The organism is Orrella dioscoreae, from assembly GCF_900089455.2.
Lineage (GTDB): Bacteria > Pseudomonadota > Gammaproteobacteria > Burkholderiales > Burkholderiaceae_B > Orrella > Orrella dioscoreae.
In genome coordinates this window covers 1,829,939-1,844,475 of the sequence record NZ_LT907988.1, presented here as the reverse complement: position 1 = coordinate 1,844,475, position 14,537 = coordinate 1,829,939, and the positions used below count along the sequence as shown (strand labels likewise).

The 14,537-nt window shown below is 67.9% G+C and carries 12 protein-coding genes; 3 read left to right on the top strand and 9 right to left on the bottom strand.

Annotation, left to right across the window (positions count from 1 at the left end; genetic code table 11):
* Window positions 1–102: 102 nt before the first annotated feature.
* The gene (locus ODI_RS08570) at window positions 103–1,002 is read right to left on the bottom strand and encodes a LysR substrate-binding domain-containing protein (RefSeq protein WP_067753248.1); all 900 of its coding nucleotides are present in this window, start codon (window positions 1,000–1,002) and stop codon (window positions 103–105) included.
* Between the two features lie 215 nt (window positions 1,003–1,217).
* Between ODI_RS08570 and ODI_RS08565 the strand changes: the two genes are divergently transcribed.
* Both ODI_RS08565 and ODI_RS08560 read left to right on the top strand, forming a co-directional pair.
* Window positions 1,218–2,207 (top strand): Bug family tripartite tricarboxylate transporter substrate binding protein, encoded by a 990-nt coding sequence (locus ODI_RS08565; RefSeq protein ID WP_067753246.1) that lies wholly within the window; start codon window positions 1,218–1,220, stop codon window positions 2,205–2,207.
* A 122-nt stretch (window positions 2,208–2,329) separates the two neighbouring features.
* Window positions 2,330–3,202: an N-formylglutamate amidohydrolase gene (locus tag ODI_RS08560; RefSeq protein WP_067753244.1), complete on the top strand. Its 873-nt coding sequence runs from the start codon at window positions 2,330–2,332 to the stop codon at window positions 3,200–3,202.
* Window positions 3,203–3,236: 34 nt separating this feature from the next.
* On the opposite strand, the gene ODI_RS08555 is transcribed toward ODI_RS08560, so the two are convergent.
* The 8 genes from ODI_RS08555 to ODI_RS08515 all read right to left on the bottom strand — a co-directional run bounded on the left by ODI_RS08555 (window position 3,237) and on the right by ODI_RS08515 (window position 13,934).
* Window positions 3,237–4,079, bottom strand: a complete 843-nt coding sequence (locus ODI_RS08555) for a VOC family protein (protein WP_067753242.1) — start codon at window positions 4,077–4,079, stop codon at window positions 3,237–3,239.
* A 162-nt stretch (window positions 4,080–4,241) separates the two neighbouring features.
* Entirely contained in the window at window positions 4,242–5,489 is a 1,248-nt protein-coding gene (gene glcF / locus ODI_RS08550; protein WP_067753239.1) for a glycolate oxidase subunit GlcF, read from the bottom strand.
* A gap of 3 nt (window positions 5,490–5,492) precedes the next feature.
* Window positions 5,493–6,599: a glycolate oxidase subunit GlcE gene (gene glcE, locus ODI_RS08545; RefSeq protein WP_098020877.1), complete on the bottom strand. Its 1,107-nt coding sequence runs from the start codon at window positions 6,597–6,599 to the stop codon at window positions 5,493–5,495.
* Between the two features lie 14 nt (window positions 6,600–6,613).
* The gene (locus ODI_RS08540; protein ID WP_067755209.1) at window positions 6,614–8,113 is read right to left on the bottom strand and encodes an FAD-linked oxidase C-terminal domain-containing protein; all 1,500 of its coding nucleotides are present in this window, start codon (window positions 8,111–8,113) and stop codon (window positions 6,614–6,616) included.
* 99 nt (window positions 8,114–8,212) lie between these two features.
* On the bottom strand, window positions 8,213–9,622 hold the full coding sequence (locus ODI_RS08535) for an FAD-binding oxidoreductase (RefSeq protein ID WP_067755206.1): 1,410 nt from the start codon (window positions 9,620–9,622) through the stop codon (window positions 8,213–8,215).
* Window positions 9,623–9,865: 243 nt separating this feature from the next.
* Complete coding sequence (aroG, locus tag ODI_RS08530; protein WP_067755203.1) at window positions 9,866–10,939, bottom strand: 3-deoxy-7-phosphoheptulonate synthase AroG; 1,074 nt, start codon at window positions 10,937–10,939, stop codon at window positions 9,866–9,868.
* A gap of 689 nt (window positions 10,940–11,628) precedes the next feature.
* A complete protein-coding gene (tldD, locus tag ODI_RS08520; protein WP_067755197.1) occupies window positions 11,629–13,086 on the bottom strand; it encodes a metalloprotease TldD in 1,458 nt (485 codons plus the stop codon).
* 17 nt (window positions 13,087–13,103) lie between these two features.
* Window positions 13,104–13,934: a carbon-nitrogen hydrolase family protein gene (locus ODI_RS08515; RefSeq protein ID WP_067755194.1), complete on the bottom strand. Its 831-nt coding sequence runs from the start codon at window positions 13,932–13,934 to the stop codon at window positions 13,104–13,106.
* A gap of 206 nt (window positions 13,935–14,140) precedes the next feature.
* Between ODI_RS08515 and ODI_RS08510 the strand changes: the two genes are divergently transcribed.
* A complete protein-coding gene (locus ODI_RS08510) occupies window positions 14,141–14,521 on the top strand; it encodes an H-NS histone family protein (RefSeq protein WP_067755191.1) in 381 nt (126 codons plus the stop codon).
* Window positions 14,522–14,537 lie beyond the last annotated feature (16 nt).

Here is a 14,537-nt window from a genome sequence, read left to right as displayed (position 1 = left end):
GGGGGCAGGAAAGCGATACGTTCAGCCCGTCATTCTAGTTGAGGCGCCCGCCAGGCTCCGGATTGACCCGCCCGGCAACGCGCCCGCGCCCGGTCCGATCTCTCAGGCGGCCAGCGGATCGGCCTCCACCTGGGTCAGCAGCCAGGCGCGGAAGGCCTGCAGGGCAGGCAGGTTGGCCTTCTGCTCCGGATAGCACAGGTAATACCCTTGGCTGGCCAGGATGGGCAGGTTCACCGCCACCTCCAGCTTGCCGTCGCGCAGCTCGTCCTCGACCAGGCAGCGCGGGATCAGCGCAAGCCCGAAACCGGCAGCGGCGGCCTCGGTCAGCAGCGAATACTGGTCGAAGCGCGAACCCTCCCAACTGCGGGCCGAGGCGCAGCCGGCGCGCTCGAACCATTCGTGCCAGCCCTGGGGAGCCGTCGTGTGATGCAGCAGCGGATACCGCAGCAGATCGGCGGGCTGCCGCTCTCCGCCCGCGATCAATTGCGGCTTGCAGACAGGCACCACTTCTCGCCCGCCCAGGTAATCGGCGCGCGCGCCCGGCCACAGCCCTTCGCCATAACGCACGGCGGCATCCAGCTTGGGCACCGAGAAATCATAGCCGCGATGGTGCGGCAGGAACTCCATGCGGATGTCGGGGCGCAGGCGCAGGAAGGCGTTCAATCGGGGAATCAGCCACTTGGCGCCGAAGGTCGGCATGCTGGTCAAGGTCAACAAGCCGCCCTGGCCGCGGTGCGACAGCAGGTCCAGGCTGGCCGTCTCGATCTGGTCCAGGCCGCCCTTGATCTGGCTCAGGTATCCGCGTCCAGCGTCGGTCAGCATCAGTCCTTGCCTGACCCGCAGGAATAGCTCCACGCCGACCGTCGCCTCCAGGCTTTTCACCTGCTTGCTGACCGCGCCCTGCGTCACGCACAATTCCTCAGCCGCGCGGGTAAAACTGCCATGCCTGGCGGCGGATTCAAAGGCGATCAGTTCGGTCAGCGAAGGGCAGAAACGGCGCATGAGGCGTACTTTTTGCAGTGACGCTGAAGGCAGGCTTGCCCTCAGCCATGAAATTAAGTCATAGCTTAGGGAGATTTTTTCGTTTGTACAAACGCCGCCGGGCGGACAAGAATGCCCTGTGTGCTTGACGCGAGCCCACGCCCCGCGCCCTGGCCGCATCTGGACGCGGGGTCCAGACAACCGCCGTCCTACGAAACCATATCAAGGGGAATCCCATGCAAGACCGCCGTACCCTCCTGAAGGTCTGTGCCGCCGCCGCGCTGACCGCCTCCGTCTTCTCCGGCGCCGCCGTGGCCGCCGACAACTACCCCAACAAGCCCATCCGCCTCGTCGTGCCCTTCCCGGCGGGCGGCACCACCGACCTGGTCGGCCGGCTGTATGCCGACAAGCTCGGCCAGGCACTGGGCCAGACCGTCGTGGTCGAGAACAAGGGCGGCGCGGGCGGCTCGATCGGCAGCAGCTACGTTGCCGGCGCCGCGCCCGATGGCTACACCCTGGGCCTGGCCACCGTCAGCACCCACGGCATCAACCCGGCCGTCTACCCCAAGCTGCCCTTCGACGTGCTGAAGGACTTCACGCCGATCTCGAACCTGGCCGCCGTTCCCAACATCATGACGGTCAACCCGAACCGCGTCGCCGCGCGCAACATGGCCGACTTCGTGAAGGCCGCCAAGGCCGAGCCCGGCAAGTACACCTATGCGTCGGCCGGCAACGGCTCGGTCTCGCACATGATGGGCGAACTGTTCAAGAGCGCCTCGGGCACCGACCTGATGCACGTGCCCTACCGTGGCGTCGGCCCGGCGCTGAACGACGCGCTGGCCGGCCAGGTCGACGTCATGTACGACAACCTGCCCTCGACGCTGCCGCACGTGCAGGCCGGCAAGCTGATCGCGCTGGCCGTCGCCACGCCCAAGCGCGTGGCCGCCCTGCCCGACGTGCCGACCTTCGCTGAAGTGGGCCTGGCGCCCGTGAACGATCCTTCGTGGTTCGGCCTGGTGGCGCCCGCCAATCTGCCCAAGGAAATCCTGGACAAGCTGTCGGCTGCCGTGAAGCAGGCCGCCGCCGATCCGGCGGTCAAGGAGCGTCTGGTCAGCCTGGGCGCGGAGCCCGTGGGCAACAGCCCCGACGCCTTCGCCAAGCAGATCGCCGACGAGGTCGAGAAGAACAAGCGCATCGCCAAGACGGCCAACATCAAGATCGACTGACCCCCGTCGCCACAGCGAGCAAGGCACCGCGGCACCGGCCGCGGCGCCCACCAACCGCCGGCCGCAGTCCGCGCCCGCCACCCCTGGCGAGCGCGGGGCCGGCAGCGAGGCCCATCCCCATCATGCTGATTACCCATCCCCTGTCCTACCGGCTGGACGCCCCCGACGCCTTTCCCGACACCGACATCGCCGCGCCGCTGGTGCTGGACTCGCCGCACAGCGGCACCGCCTACCCCCCTGATTTCCGTTCCGTCATCGAGCCGGGCGTGCTGCGCACCGCCGAGGACACCTGGGTCGGCGACCTCTGGAGCGACGCGCCGGCCATCGGCGTGCCGCTGCTGCAAGCAGCCTTCCCGCGCGCCTACATCGACGCCAACCGCGGCCTCGAGGACATCGACCCTGAACTGCTGGAGGAAGCCTGGCCCGAAGCCCTCGAGCCGTCGGCCAAGGTAAGGCTGGGCAAGGGCCTGATCTGGCGCCTGCTGGATGACGGCACGCCACTCTATGACCGCAAACTCTCGCTGGCCGAAGTCAGGCACCGCATCGAAGCCTGCTGGAAGCCTTACCACGCGCGCCTGCGCGACACGCTGGACGAGACCCACCGCCACTTCGGCAAGGTCTGGCACCTGAACTGCCACTCCATGCCCAGCGTCGCGGGCAAGTTCGCCACCGACCAGCCCGGCCTCGTCCACCCCGATGTCGTGCTGGGCGACCGCGACGGCAGCACCAGCGATCCGGCCTTCCGCGAGTTCATCGCCGCCTGGCTGCGCGAGCGGGGCTACGGCGTGTCGGTGAACGATCCGTACAAGGGCGTGGAGTTGGTGCGGGCCTATGGCGATCCGGCCAAGGGCCGCCACAGCGTGCAGATCGAGCTGAACCGCAAGCTGTACATGGACGAGGTGACCCTGCGTCCGAACGAGCGCTACGCCACGCTGAAGAACGACCTCTGCGAACTCACGCTCGCGCTGGCCGCCTGGACGCTGGCGCAGGTATGAAGCAGGCGGGCCTGCCGGCCCGCCATCGATGCCTTTACAGCACGAAGACCACGGTCACGCCCTGGGCGTGATCGGGCGACACCTGCAGGTTGCCATCGGCCTGCGTCAGGAACGACACTCCCGCCTGGGCCAGCACGCCGGCGGTGCGCGCCAGGTCCGCGACGCGGAAGCGGATCACCGCCAGGTGCGGCAAGGCACGCGGCGCATGCCGCTGCCCGTGCGCCAGCCAATCCACGTTTCCCGGCTCGACCGCGATCAGGCTGGCGCCCGGCATCTCGAGCCGCCATCCCAGGCCGTAAGGCGCCACCGGCACGTCCAGCAAGGCCCCATAACACTCCAGGTCATGCTCGGGCGTCTCCGACACCAGCACCAGCGCATCCAGTCCGGTCACGCCGTTGGGATGCGAGTCATAGCCCGGCCGCCAGGCCACTTCGGGCGTGTAGTGCTGGCACGCGAAGGTGTGCGCGCCGGGCGTGCCCGCGGGCGGCATGTCCAGGGTGCGAAACCGCGCCTCGGCCTGCCGGCCGTCCAGGTCCACCGGCCGCGAAAAATCGCGGACCTCGCCCGGCGTCATGCCCGCCACCAGCAACTCGGCATGCGCGCCTTGTGCATCGTCGGTGCGCAAGGCCAGCGCGGCCAGGCCAGGCCCTCCCGCCTCGAGAAAACGCGCGAAGGCAGGCGCGCCAGTGAAGCCAGGCGGCAGGCCCAGCAGCTCCAGGTAGTCCTTGCCGAACATGGCGCAATGATTGGCCGAGCCCAGGGAATGGTGGCCGCGCGGCGTCAGGTTGAATCCCAGCGCCTCGTAGTCGCTGACCGCCTGATCCAGGTCGCCCACGACGACGACGACGTGATCGATGCCGTTAAGGTGATTGCGCATGCTGCCTCTACCTCCTGCCGGCCCGGCTGGCACGCCGGGCGTGTTGGGAAAATAGCTGCATTCAAGCATACGCCGCGCGCCCTGCGTGGGCGATTGACAAGTTGAAACACTTGCCGCCGGATTTCGCATCCGCGGGGGACGAACCGGGAACGAACCGGTGTCTCAGGCCCGGGCGGGCGCCCGCGACAAAGCCTCGTCCACGGCCTCGATCCAATGCCGCACCGGGGTCTCGGTGCCCCCCTGCAAATGGCCGATGCAGCCGACGTTGGACGATAGGATGACATCCGGCCGGGTCTGGCCGATCGCGGCAAGCTTGCGGTCGCGCAGCGACCCGGCAATCCCGGGATTCATGACCGAATAGGCGCCCGCCGAGCCGCAGCACAGATGCGTGTCCTGGAAGGGTTGCAAGGCGAAGCCCAGGTCGGCCAACAGCTTCTCCGTCAGGGGCCGCAGGCCCTGCCAGTGCTGCAGGGTGCAAGGCGGATGAAAAGCCGCCCGGCGCGCGTGCAGCGACGTGCCCAGGCGTTCGCGCAAGGTCGCGGCGTGTGGCGCCACGAGCTCGCTCACGTCGCGCACCAGCGCCACGATGCGTTCGGCCCGGGGCCGATAGACCGGATCGGCGCGCAGGTGATGGGCATACTCACGCACCATCGCGCCGCAACCCGAGGCGTTCATCACGATGGCCTCGACGTCGCCCCGTTCCACCAGCGGCAGCCAGGCATCGATGTTCGCGCGCATCTGCGCCAGCCCGGCCTGCTGGTCATCCAGGTGGAAATTGACCGCGCCACAGCAGCCCGAGCCCGCCGCCACGCGCGCGCCGATGCCGATGGCGTCCAGCACGCGCACCGTGGCCGCATCCACGGTGGGCATCATGGCGGGCTGCACGCACCCCGCCAACAGCAGCACTTGCCGGGCGTGCTGTTCGCCACGCGGCACCACGCCCACGGGACGGCGCAACGGCACCTTGCGGCGCAAGGCCGGCGGCAGCACGCCGCGCAGCGCCTGCCCCAGGCGCAAGGCCGGCGCGAACAAGGGGGAGTTCAAGCCTCGGCGCAAGGCCGCGCGCTTCATGCGTTCGGCCAGCGGCCGCTGCACGCGCTCCTCGACCAGCGCGCGCCCGATGTCGATCAGGTGGCCGTACTGCACGCCCGAAGGACACGTCGTCTCGCAGTTGCGGCAGGTCAGGCAGCGGTCCAGGTGTGTCTGCGTGGCGCGCGTGGGCGCCTCGCCTTCCAGCACCTGCTTGATCAGGTAGATCCGGCCGCGCGGGCTGTCCAGCTCGTCGCCCAGCACCTGGTAGGTCGGACAGGTGGCCGTGCAGAAGCCGCAGTGCACGCAGCGCCGCAGGATCTCGTCGGCCTCCCGGCCTGTCTCGGTGTCGCGCGCCCACTCGGCAAGATTGGTCTGCATGGATCAGAGGCCCGGAATCATGCGCCCGGGATTGAATATCCCCAGCGGATCGAATTCTTCCTTGAGGCGGCGGGTGATCGCGGCCACCGCCGGCGCCAAGGGATGAAAGACGCCATCGGCGGGCCCGCCCGCCTCGCCCGCGCGAAACAGCGTGGCGTGGCCGCCTACCTGCGCGGCCGCGGCCCGCAAGGACGCAGCCGACAGGTGCCCGCCCGCCAGCCAGCGTTGCCCGCCGCCCCACTCGATCAGCGTCGGGCCCAGGCCCAATGGCGGCGTGATGGGCGGCACGGCCAGGCGCCACAACGGGCCCTGCGCCAGGAAGGGAAGCGTGTGCTCGCGCAGGCCTTGCCACCACGCCTGCGCCTCGCCGTCGGCCATGAGTTCGCCACCCAGCAGGCGCCGCGCGCCGTCCACGGCGGCCGGCGCCCCCGACAGGCGCACCGTCAGGATGCCGCTGTCCGCCGGCCCCTCCGCCTGGCGCCAGGCCGTCGCGGAAATGGGCAGCGGCTTGCCGCGCCAGGTGCCGAACTGCGCCAGCGCCTGGGCCTGTCCCATCTGCAGGCGCAGCGTCGCCTCGGCGATGGGCCGCGGCACGACCTTCAAGGACACGTCCAGCAACGCGCCGAATATGCCTTGCGAGCCCGCCAGCAGCCGCGAGACGTCGTAGCCCGCCACGTTCTTCATGACCTCGCCGCCAAAGCGCAGCACCCTGCCCTGCGCATCCAGCAGCCGCGCGCCCAGCACGAAATCGCGCACGCCGCCCGCCGCCACGCGGCGCGGTCCGGCCAAGCCGGCCGCCACGCAGCCGCCCACGGTCGCATTCGCGCCGAAATGCGGCGGTTCGAAGGCCAGCATCTGGCCTTGCGCGGCCAGCGTGGCCTCCAGCTCGGCCAGCGGCGTGCCGGCGCGCACGGTCACCACCAGTTCCGACGGCTCATAGGTGACCACGCCGCGATACACCGTCATGTCCAGCACGTGGCGGGGCTCGCCCTGCGGGGCGCGGCCATTGCCATAGAACGCCTTGGTGCCACCGCCGCCCACGTGCAGCGGACGATGCGCGGCGCTCGCGGTCATGACCTGGTCGCACAGTTCGGACAACACGAATTCCATGCGGGCCTCCGTGCCTAGAACCGCGACAGTTCGGGAAAGGGCAAGGCGCCATGGTGCACGTGCATCTTGCCGTGCTCGGCGCAGCGCGCCAGCGTGGGAATCACCTTGTCCGGATTGAGCAGGCCGCTCGGGTCGAAGGCCGCCTTCACCGCCTTGAAGGCATCCAGCTCCTCGCGCGAGAACTGCACGCACATCTCGTTGATCTTCTCCATGCCCACGCCGTGCTCGCCCGTGACCGTGCCGCCCACCTGTACGCAGAGCTCCAGAATCGCCGATCCGAATTTCTCGGCACGGCGCACTTCGTCGGGCTTGTTGGAATCGAACAGGATGAGCGGATGCAGGTTGCCGTCGCCGGCGTGGAAAACATTGGCGCAGCGCAGGCCGTATTCGTCCTCCATCTGCTGGATGGCCGACAGCACGCGGGCCAGGTGCCGGCGCGGAATCGTGCCGTCCATGCAGTAGTAGTCCGGCGAGACACGGCCCGCGGCGGGGAAGGCATTCTTGCGGCCCGCCCAGAAGCGCAGCCGTTCGGCCTCGGTGGTGGACACCTGCATGCGCGTGGCGCCCACGCTGGCAAAGACGGCCTCCATGCGCGCGACCTCGTCGGCCACCTCGGCGTCGGTGCCATCGGATTCGCACAGCAGGATGGCCTCGGCCTCGAGGTCGTAGCCCGCGCGCACGAAGGGCTCCACCATCGCGACCGCGCGCTTGTCCATCATTTCCAGGCCGGCGGGGATGATGCCCGCGGCGATGACCGCGGCCACCGCGTCGCCGGCCGACTCCACCGACGCGAAGCTGGCCATGATGACCACGGCGCGCGCCGGCTTGGGCACGAGCTTGACCGTCACTTCGGTGACCACGCCCAGCATGCCCTCGGACCCGATGAAGGCCGACAGCAGGTCCGGCCCCGACGCATCGGGCGCCAGGCTGCCCAGCTCGACGACGTCGCCGTCCATGGTGACCATGCGCACGCGCAGCACGTTGTGCACGGTCAGCCCATATTTCAGGCAATGCACGCCGCCGGAGTTCTCGGCCACGTTGCCGCCGATCGTACAGGCGATCTGGCTGGATGGATCGGGCGCGTAATAAAGGCCATATGGCGCGGCCGCTTCGGAAATCGCCAGGTTGCGCACGCCCGGCTGCACCACGGCCGTGGCGCTGGGCAGGTCGATGCGCACAATGCGATTGAACTTGGCCAGGCCCAGCAGCACGCCCTCGGCATGCGGCATGGCGCCGCCCGACAGGCCGGTGCCTGCCCCGCGCGCCACGACCGGCACGCTCAGCCGCTTGCACAGGCGCAAGGTCTGCTGCACCTGGGCTTCGGTCTCGGGCAACACCACGGCCTTGGGCAAGGCGCGGTACAGCGACAACCCATCGCACTCGTACGGCCGCGTCTCCTCTTCGCGGTGCAGGATGCAATGCGTGGGCAATATCCCCTTGAGGGCCGCGATCAGTTCTTGTTGGGTGGGCGACGCAGGCGTGGCCGCGATGCCTGTCTCGACGATGGCGCTCATGCAGGGAAGATATCCTGGACCACCACGCTTGCGCAGGCCCGGATTTTCCCTAGGGACGGGTCTTCCCGAGGCGCTTGCGCGCCTCGTTGAAGCGTTTCCTTACCAAGACACGATCTTGCCGGGATTGAGGATGTTGTTGGGGTCGAAGGCGTGCTTCAGGCTGCGCATGAGCGCCAGCGCGTCCTCGCCATGTTCCTGAGCCATGAACTGCATTTTGTGCAGGCCCACGCCGTGCTCGCCCGTGCAGGTGCCGTCGGCCTCGATGGCCTGGCGCACGATGGCATGGTTAATGCGCTCGGATTCGTCCCATTCGGCCTGGCTGTCCGGGTCCAGCAACATCAGCACGTGGAAGTTGCCATCGCCCACGTGCCCCACGATGGTCGAGGGAAAGCTGGCCGCGGCCAGGGCCTGCGCCGCGGCACCCACGCACTCGGCCAGACGCGAGATCGGCACGCATACGTCGGTGGTGCTGGCGCGGCACCCCGGGCGCAGTTGCAGGCCCGCGAAATACGCGTTGTGCCGCGCGGTCCACAGGCGGTTGCGGTCTTCCGGGCGCTCGGCCCATTCGAAGTCCTTGCCGCCATGCTCGCGCGCCAGGTCCTGCACCAGGCCCGCCTGCTCCTGCACGCCCGCGGGGCTGCCATGGAACTCGAACACCAGCATGGGCGACTCGCGCAGCGTCATCTTGCTGTGCAGGTTCACGCTGCGCACCGCGGCGGCATCCATGAACTCCACGCGCGCGACCGGCACGCCCAGCTGGATGGTCTCGATCACGCACTGCACGGCGGCGTCCAGCGAATCGAAATTACAGACCGCCGCGGCCACGGCCTCGGGCTGCGGATAGAGCCGCACGGTGACTTCGGTGATGATGCCCAGCGTGCCCTCGCTGCCCACGAACACGCGGGTCAGGTCGTAGCCCGCGGACGACTTGCGCGCGCGGCTCGCCGTGCGGATCACGCGGCCATCGGCGGTGACCACCGTCAGGCTCATGACGTTTTCGCGCATCGTGCCGTAGCGCACGGCGTTGGTGCCCGAGGCGCGCGTAGCGGCCATGCCGCCCAGGCTGGCATCCGCGCCCGGATCGATGGGGAAGAAGAGACCCGTGTCGCGCAGGTTCTCGTTCAGCTGCTTGCGGGTCACGCCCGCCTGCACCGTGGCGGTCAGGTCCTCGGCATTGACCGAGACGATCTGGTTCATGGCCTGCAGGTCCAGGCTGATGCCGCCCTCGATGGCCAGCAGATGGCCTTCCAGCGACGAGCCCGAACCATAGGGAATCAGCGGAATGCCGTGCGCGTTGCACAGGCCCGCGACGAAAGCCACGTCATCCGTGCCCTGGGCGAACACCACCGCGTCGGGCAGCATGGCGGGATAGGGCGACTCGTCGCGGCCGTGGTGCTCGCGCACGGCCTCGGCGCGCGACAGGCGGTCGCCGAAGCGCGCCTGCAGGGCCTCCCACATGGCATCGGGAACGGGGCGGCGCAGACGCTGGCCTTCAGTCAGGGCATTCATTGGGGGTCTTCCTGGCGGGTATTTCTGGCCGGTATTGCTGGCGGATACGGGCGCCGCCTCGGGCGCCACTGGATAGCGGCCCAGTATACGCCCGGCGATTTCCCGGGCGTGCGGGCCGGCCCAAGCGGCGCCGGCCCTCTGCTGTCCGACCATCGGCCGGGGAGCCTTTTGCCGCCGGGCCGCCCCAAGGCAAATGCGCCCCCCCTCGGGGGCAGCAAGCCGAAGGCGCAGCGTGGGGGTACCTTACTTGCCGGTGCTCGACAGGGCCGACCGGCGACCCTGCACGGCTTGGGCCAGGCGCTCCAGTACCTTCACCGAGGCATCCCAATCGATGCAGCCGTCGGTGATGCTCTGGCCGTAGACCAGCGGCTGGCCGGGCACCAGGTCCTGGCGGCCGCCCACCAGGTGGCTCTCGATCATCACGCCCACGATGCGCTGGTCGCCGGCTTCCATCTGGCGCGCCACGTCATCCATGACCATCGGCTGATTCTCGGGCTTCTTGCTGCTGTTGGCATGGCTGGCGTCGATCATCACGCGCTGCGCCAGGCCTGCCTTGGCGATGTCCTGGCAGGCCGCCTCCACGCTGGCCGCGTCATAGTTCGGCGCCTTGCCGCCGCGCAGGATCACGTGGCAATCCTCGTTGCCCTCGGTGGACACGATGGCCGAGTGGCCGCCCTTGGTCACCGACAGGAAGTGGTGCGGCTGCGATGCGGCCTTGATGGCGTCGACCGCGATCTTCACGTTGCCATCGGTGCCGTTCTTGAAACCGACCGGGCACGACAGGCCCGAGGCCAGTTCGCGGTGCACCTGGCTTTCCGTGGTGCGCGCGCCGATGGCGCCCCAGGACACCAGGTCGGCGATGTATTGCGGGGTGATCATGTCCAGGAACTCGCAGCCGGCCGGCACGCCCTGGGCGTTCAAGGCCAACAGTAGCTCGCGCGCGCCGCGCAGGCCCTTGTTGATGTTGAAGCTGCCGTCCATGTCCGGATCGTTGATGAGCCCCTTCCAGCCCACCGTGGTGCGGGGCTTCTCGAAGTAGACGCGCATGACGATTTCCAGCTCGCCGCGCAGCTTCTCGCGCAGCGGCAGCAGGCGGCTGGCGTATTCGTGGGCGGCCTTGGGATCGTGGATCGAGCAGGGCCCGATCACCACGACCAGGCGGTCGTCCATGCCGTGCAGGATGCGGTGCAGCGCCTGGCGGGTGCCGTGCACCAGCTCCGACACGGCGGGGGTACACGGGTACTCGCGCATCGTGTGCGAGGGCGGGGCAAGCTCCTTGATTTCACGGATACGTTGATCGTCGGTATTGTGTGACACGGTAAGGCTCCAGGGGTCGGTCATGCAGGGTCAGGGTTCGGCGCCGACTTCTGGAAAAGCCCGCCAGACACGGCTGGCGGACGAAAAAAAACCGCCAGCGGTTTCCGCTGGCGGCTTTTTCAGGAATCGGACTAGGCTTTAGGCTACGCGCGATCCTTCCTCCGCCAGCGGCATCGGAAAAGCAAAATAAAAATAAAATCGGGCGAACGCGTTTTGCATAGTGCAGCGATGGTAGCACGGTTTTTCTTACTGCCAGTGACAGTCGCATGACGGCAAGACACCCCCCGCCAGGACAAGCCCGCCGGCAGGGCATGCTAAAACCTGCCCATGACACGCCTGAAAACACTGTCGCGCACGGGTCTCGTCTTCACCGCCCTGTACTTCACGGCCTTCTTCGCACAACCCTCCCCCGGGAACTGCGGCTTCCTTGGCTGCGACTTCGGCAAGTACCTGCTGGCCCTGCCCTGGAATGCGCTGATCCCGACTGACTGGCTCACGGAGAAGCAAGGCTCGCACCTCGGCGCGATGGTCAATGCCGTGCTGATGTATCAACTGGGGCGTTTTCTCGCCTGGTTCACGCGCAGGGCGCGGGAAACCCGCGCAGACATCCGTGACGCCCAACGTGGCCCCCCCTTTGGCACCGCCGCAGGCACCCACGGTCAAGGTCCAGCCGAAAGACCCCGCCTGATTCAGGCCGTCCCGCCCACCGTCAGCCCGTCCATGCGCACGGTCGGCATGCCCACGCCCACCGGCACGCTCTGGCCGTCCTTGCCGCAGGTGCCCACGCCGCTGTCAAGCGCCAGGTCGTTGCCGATCAGGCTGACCTGGTTCATGGCCTCGGGACCGCTGCCGATGAGCGTCGCGCCCTTGACCGGATAGGTGACCTTGCCGTTCTCGATCATGTAGGCCTCGGAGGCCGAGAACACGAACTTGCCGCTGGTGATGTCGACCTGGCCGCCGCCGAAGTTGACGGCATAGAGACCGCGCTTGACCGAGGCAATGATTTCCTCGGGCGGCGTCTGGCCGGCCAGCATGTAGGTATTGGTCATGCGCGGCATCGGCAGGTGCGCGAACGATTCGCGCCGGCCGTTGCCGGTGGCGGCGGTCTTCATCAGGCGCGCGTTCAGCGTGTCCTGCATATAGCCGCGCAGGATGCCGTCCTCGATCAGGACGTTGCGCTGGCTGGGGTTGCCCTCGTCATCGACGTTCAGCGAGCCGCGGCGGTCGGGCAGCGTGCCGTCGTCCACCACGGTGACGCCCTTGGACGCCACGCGCTCGCCGATGCGGCCCGAGAACACGCTGGAACCCTTGCGGTTGAAGTCGCCTTCCAGGCCGTGGCCCACGGCCTCGTGCAACAGGATGCCGGGCCAGCCCGAGCCCAGCACCACGGTCATCTCGCCGGCAGGCGCCGGACGCGCTTCCAAGTTGACCATGGCTTCATGCACGGCGCGCTCGACATAGCCGCGCAGGACATCGTCGGTGAAATACGCCAGGCCGCTGCGTCCGCCGCCGCCGCCATGTCCCATTTCACGGCGGCCATCGCGCTCGGCGATGACGGTCACCGACAGGCGCACCAGCGGCCGCACGTCGGCGGCCAGGCGGCCGTCGCTGCCCGCCACCAGCACCACATCGTATTCGGCGCCCAGGCCGGCCATCACCTGGATCACGTGCGGATCGCGCGCGCGCGCCATCTTTTCCACGCGCTCGAGCAGCGCGACCTTCTCGGGCGCGGTCAGCGTGGTCAGCGGATCGATGGGCGGGTACAGCGCCAGGCCGGGCGCGGAGGACTGCGCCGCCACGCGCGCCTTGCCGGCGCCCTGGCGCGCGATGCTGCGCACGGCATGCGAGGCCGACATCAGCGCATCGGACGACAAGGTGTCGGAATAGGCGAAGGCGGTCTTCTCGCCGCTGACGGCGCGCACGCCCACGCCCTGGCCGATGGAGAAGCTGCCGGTCTTGACGATGCCTTCTTCCAGGCTCCAGCCTTCGCTGCGCGTGTACTGGAAATACAGGTCGGCGTAATCGACCTTGTGGGTGAATATCTCGCCCAGCGCGCGCGCCATGTCGGCCTCGGTCAGGCCCCAGGGGTCGAGCAGCAGCGACTTGGCGGTGGCGAGGCTGGCGATGGCGGGATCGGTAACTTTCATCAGGTCAGGACTTTGCTCTAAAGGACACGGTGGCGCCAGGCCGGCAAGGAGGTTCGCACGGACTCCAGGCGCTCGGCATCTATCGTACCTCCAACGACGCCCGGACCTTCCGGCAGGACGTCCAGGATATCGCCCCACGGGTCGACCAGCATGGAATGCCCCCACGTGCGGCGGCCGTTGGGATGGCGCCCGCCCTGCGCCGGCGCCAGCACGTAGCACTGGTTCTCGATGGCCCGCGCGCGCAGCAGCAGCTCCCAATGGGCCTGCCCCGTCGTATAGGTAAAGGCCGCGGGCACCAGCAGCAGGCTGGACGTGCGCAGGGCCCGATAAAGCTCAGGAAAACGCAGGTCATAGCACACGGACAGGCCGACCGTGCCACCGGGGCTCTCGAAACTGCGGACTTCGCCGCCTGGACGAATGGCCAGGGACTCGTCGTACGACTCCTGTCCGCGCGTGAAATTGAAAAGATGGATCTTGTCGTAACGCGCGCATTGGGTGCCGTCCGGATCGAAAACCAGCATCGTGTTGAATACCCGGTCGGGATCGGGAGAGCGCAAGGGCAAGGTGCCGCCCGCCAGCCAGATACCGTGCCGGCGCGCGGTTTGCGCCAGGAATTCCTGTATCGGACCGCTGCCCTCTTCCTCCTGGATCGCCAGTTTGTCGCGGTCGGCCCGCCCCATGAAGCAGAAGTATTCGGGCAGCGCCACCAGCCGCGCGCCTTGCGCCGCGGCCGTCGCAATCAACTCGCCTGCCTGCGCCAGGTTTTCGTCGCGATCCGGCGTGGAAACCATCTGTACGGCAGCGACATGAAAATGTCCGTCGGGACTTGTACTGCAGGAATCAGGCATGTTCGTTCCATCTGTTGAGGAAAAAATATAACAAAAGGCTTAAAACCCGTCATTGGAAAAGCCACAGAATACAAAATCAAACATTTTCAGGGTGTTAGCGCGCAGGGAAAATGTCCTTTGTATATATAATTCTGGCATTCGCCAAACAGGATGGTAAATACCCGACGTGCTGTTTGGCGAGCATCCACTCACTAAAGGAATACCAAATGGCCCGCGAATCCTATTCCCTGCTCCAGGCGAAGATCGAGAAGGAAATCAGCAAGCTGCAAAAGAAAAAGGAATCATTGCAGGCAAAACGCCGCAAGCCCGTGATGGACTCGATCGTGCGCTCCATGCGTGAATATGACATCTCCCCCGAAGACGTGGCCACCGCTTTCGGCAAGACCGCAGCCCGCCGCGGCACCGCCACTGGCGCCGCCCGCAAGACCGGCGCCGCCGTCGCCAAGAAAACCGTCGCCCCCAAGTACCGCCATCCCGACACCGGCGAAACCTGGAGCGGCCGTGGCAAGCCCCCGCGCTGGCTGGCAGCCGCCGAGGAACAAGGCGCCAAGCGCGAGTCTTTCCTTATTCAGCAGCCGGCAGCCTGAGCCGGCTCATGCCGTC

Bases quoted from the DNA above. Each gene is read 5' to 3' on its own strand.
- ODI_RS08565 (WP_067753246.1), top strand. From the start codon at position 1,218: ATGCAAGACCGCCGTACCCTCCTGAAGGTCTGTGCCGCCGCCGCGCTG.
- ODI_RS08515 (WP_067755194.1), bottom strand. From the start codon at position 13,934: ATGCCTGATTCCTGCAGTACAAGTCCCGACGGACATTTTCATGTCGCT.
- tldD (WP_067755197.1), bottom strand. From the start codon at position 13,086: ATGAAAGTTACCGATCCCGCCATCGCCAGCCTCGCCACCGCCAAGTCG.
- glcF (WP_067753239.1), bottom strand. From the start codon at position 5,489: ATGCAGACCAATCTTGCCGAGTGGGCGCGCGACACCGAGACAGGCCGG.
- ODI_RS08535 (WP_067755206.1), bottom strand. From the start codon at position 9,622: ATGAATGCCCTGACTGAAGGCCAGCGTCTGCGCCGCCCCGTTCCCGAT.
- glcE (WP_098020877.1), bottom strand. From the start codon at position 6,599: ATGGAATTCGTGTTGTCCGAACTGTGCGACCAGGTCATGACCGCGAGC.
- ODI_RS08560 (WP_067753244.1), top strand. From the start codon at position 2,330: ATGCTGATTACCCATCCCCTGTCCTACCGGCTGGACGCCCCCGACGCC.
- ODI_RS08540 (WP_067755209.1), bottom strand. From the start codon at position 8,113: ATGAGCGCCATCGTCGAGACAGGCATCGCGGCCACGCCTGCGTCGCCC.
- ODI_RS08570 (WP_067753248.1), bottom strand. From the start codon at position 1,002: ATGCGCCGTTTCTGCCCTTCGCTGACCGAACTGATCGCCTTTGAATCC.
- ODI_RS08555 (WP_067753242.1), bottom strand. From the start codon at position 4,079: ATGCGCAATCACCTTAACGGCATCGATCACGTCGTCGTCGTCGTGGGC.
- ODI_RS08510 (WP_067755191.1), top strand. From the start codon at position 14,141: ATGGCCCGCGAATCCTATTCCCTGCTCCAGGCGAAGATCGAGAAGGAA.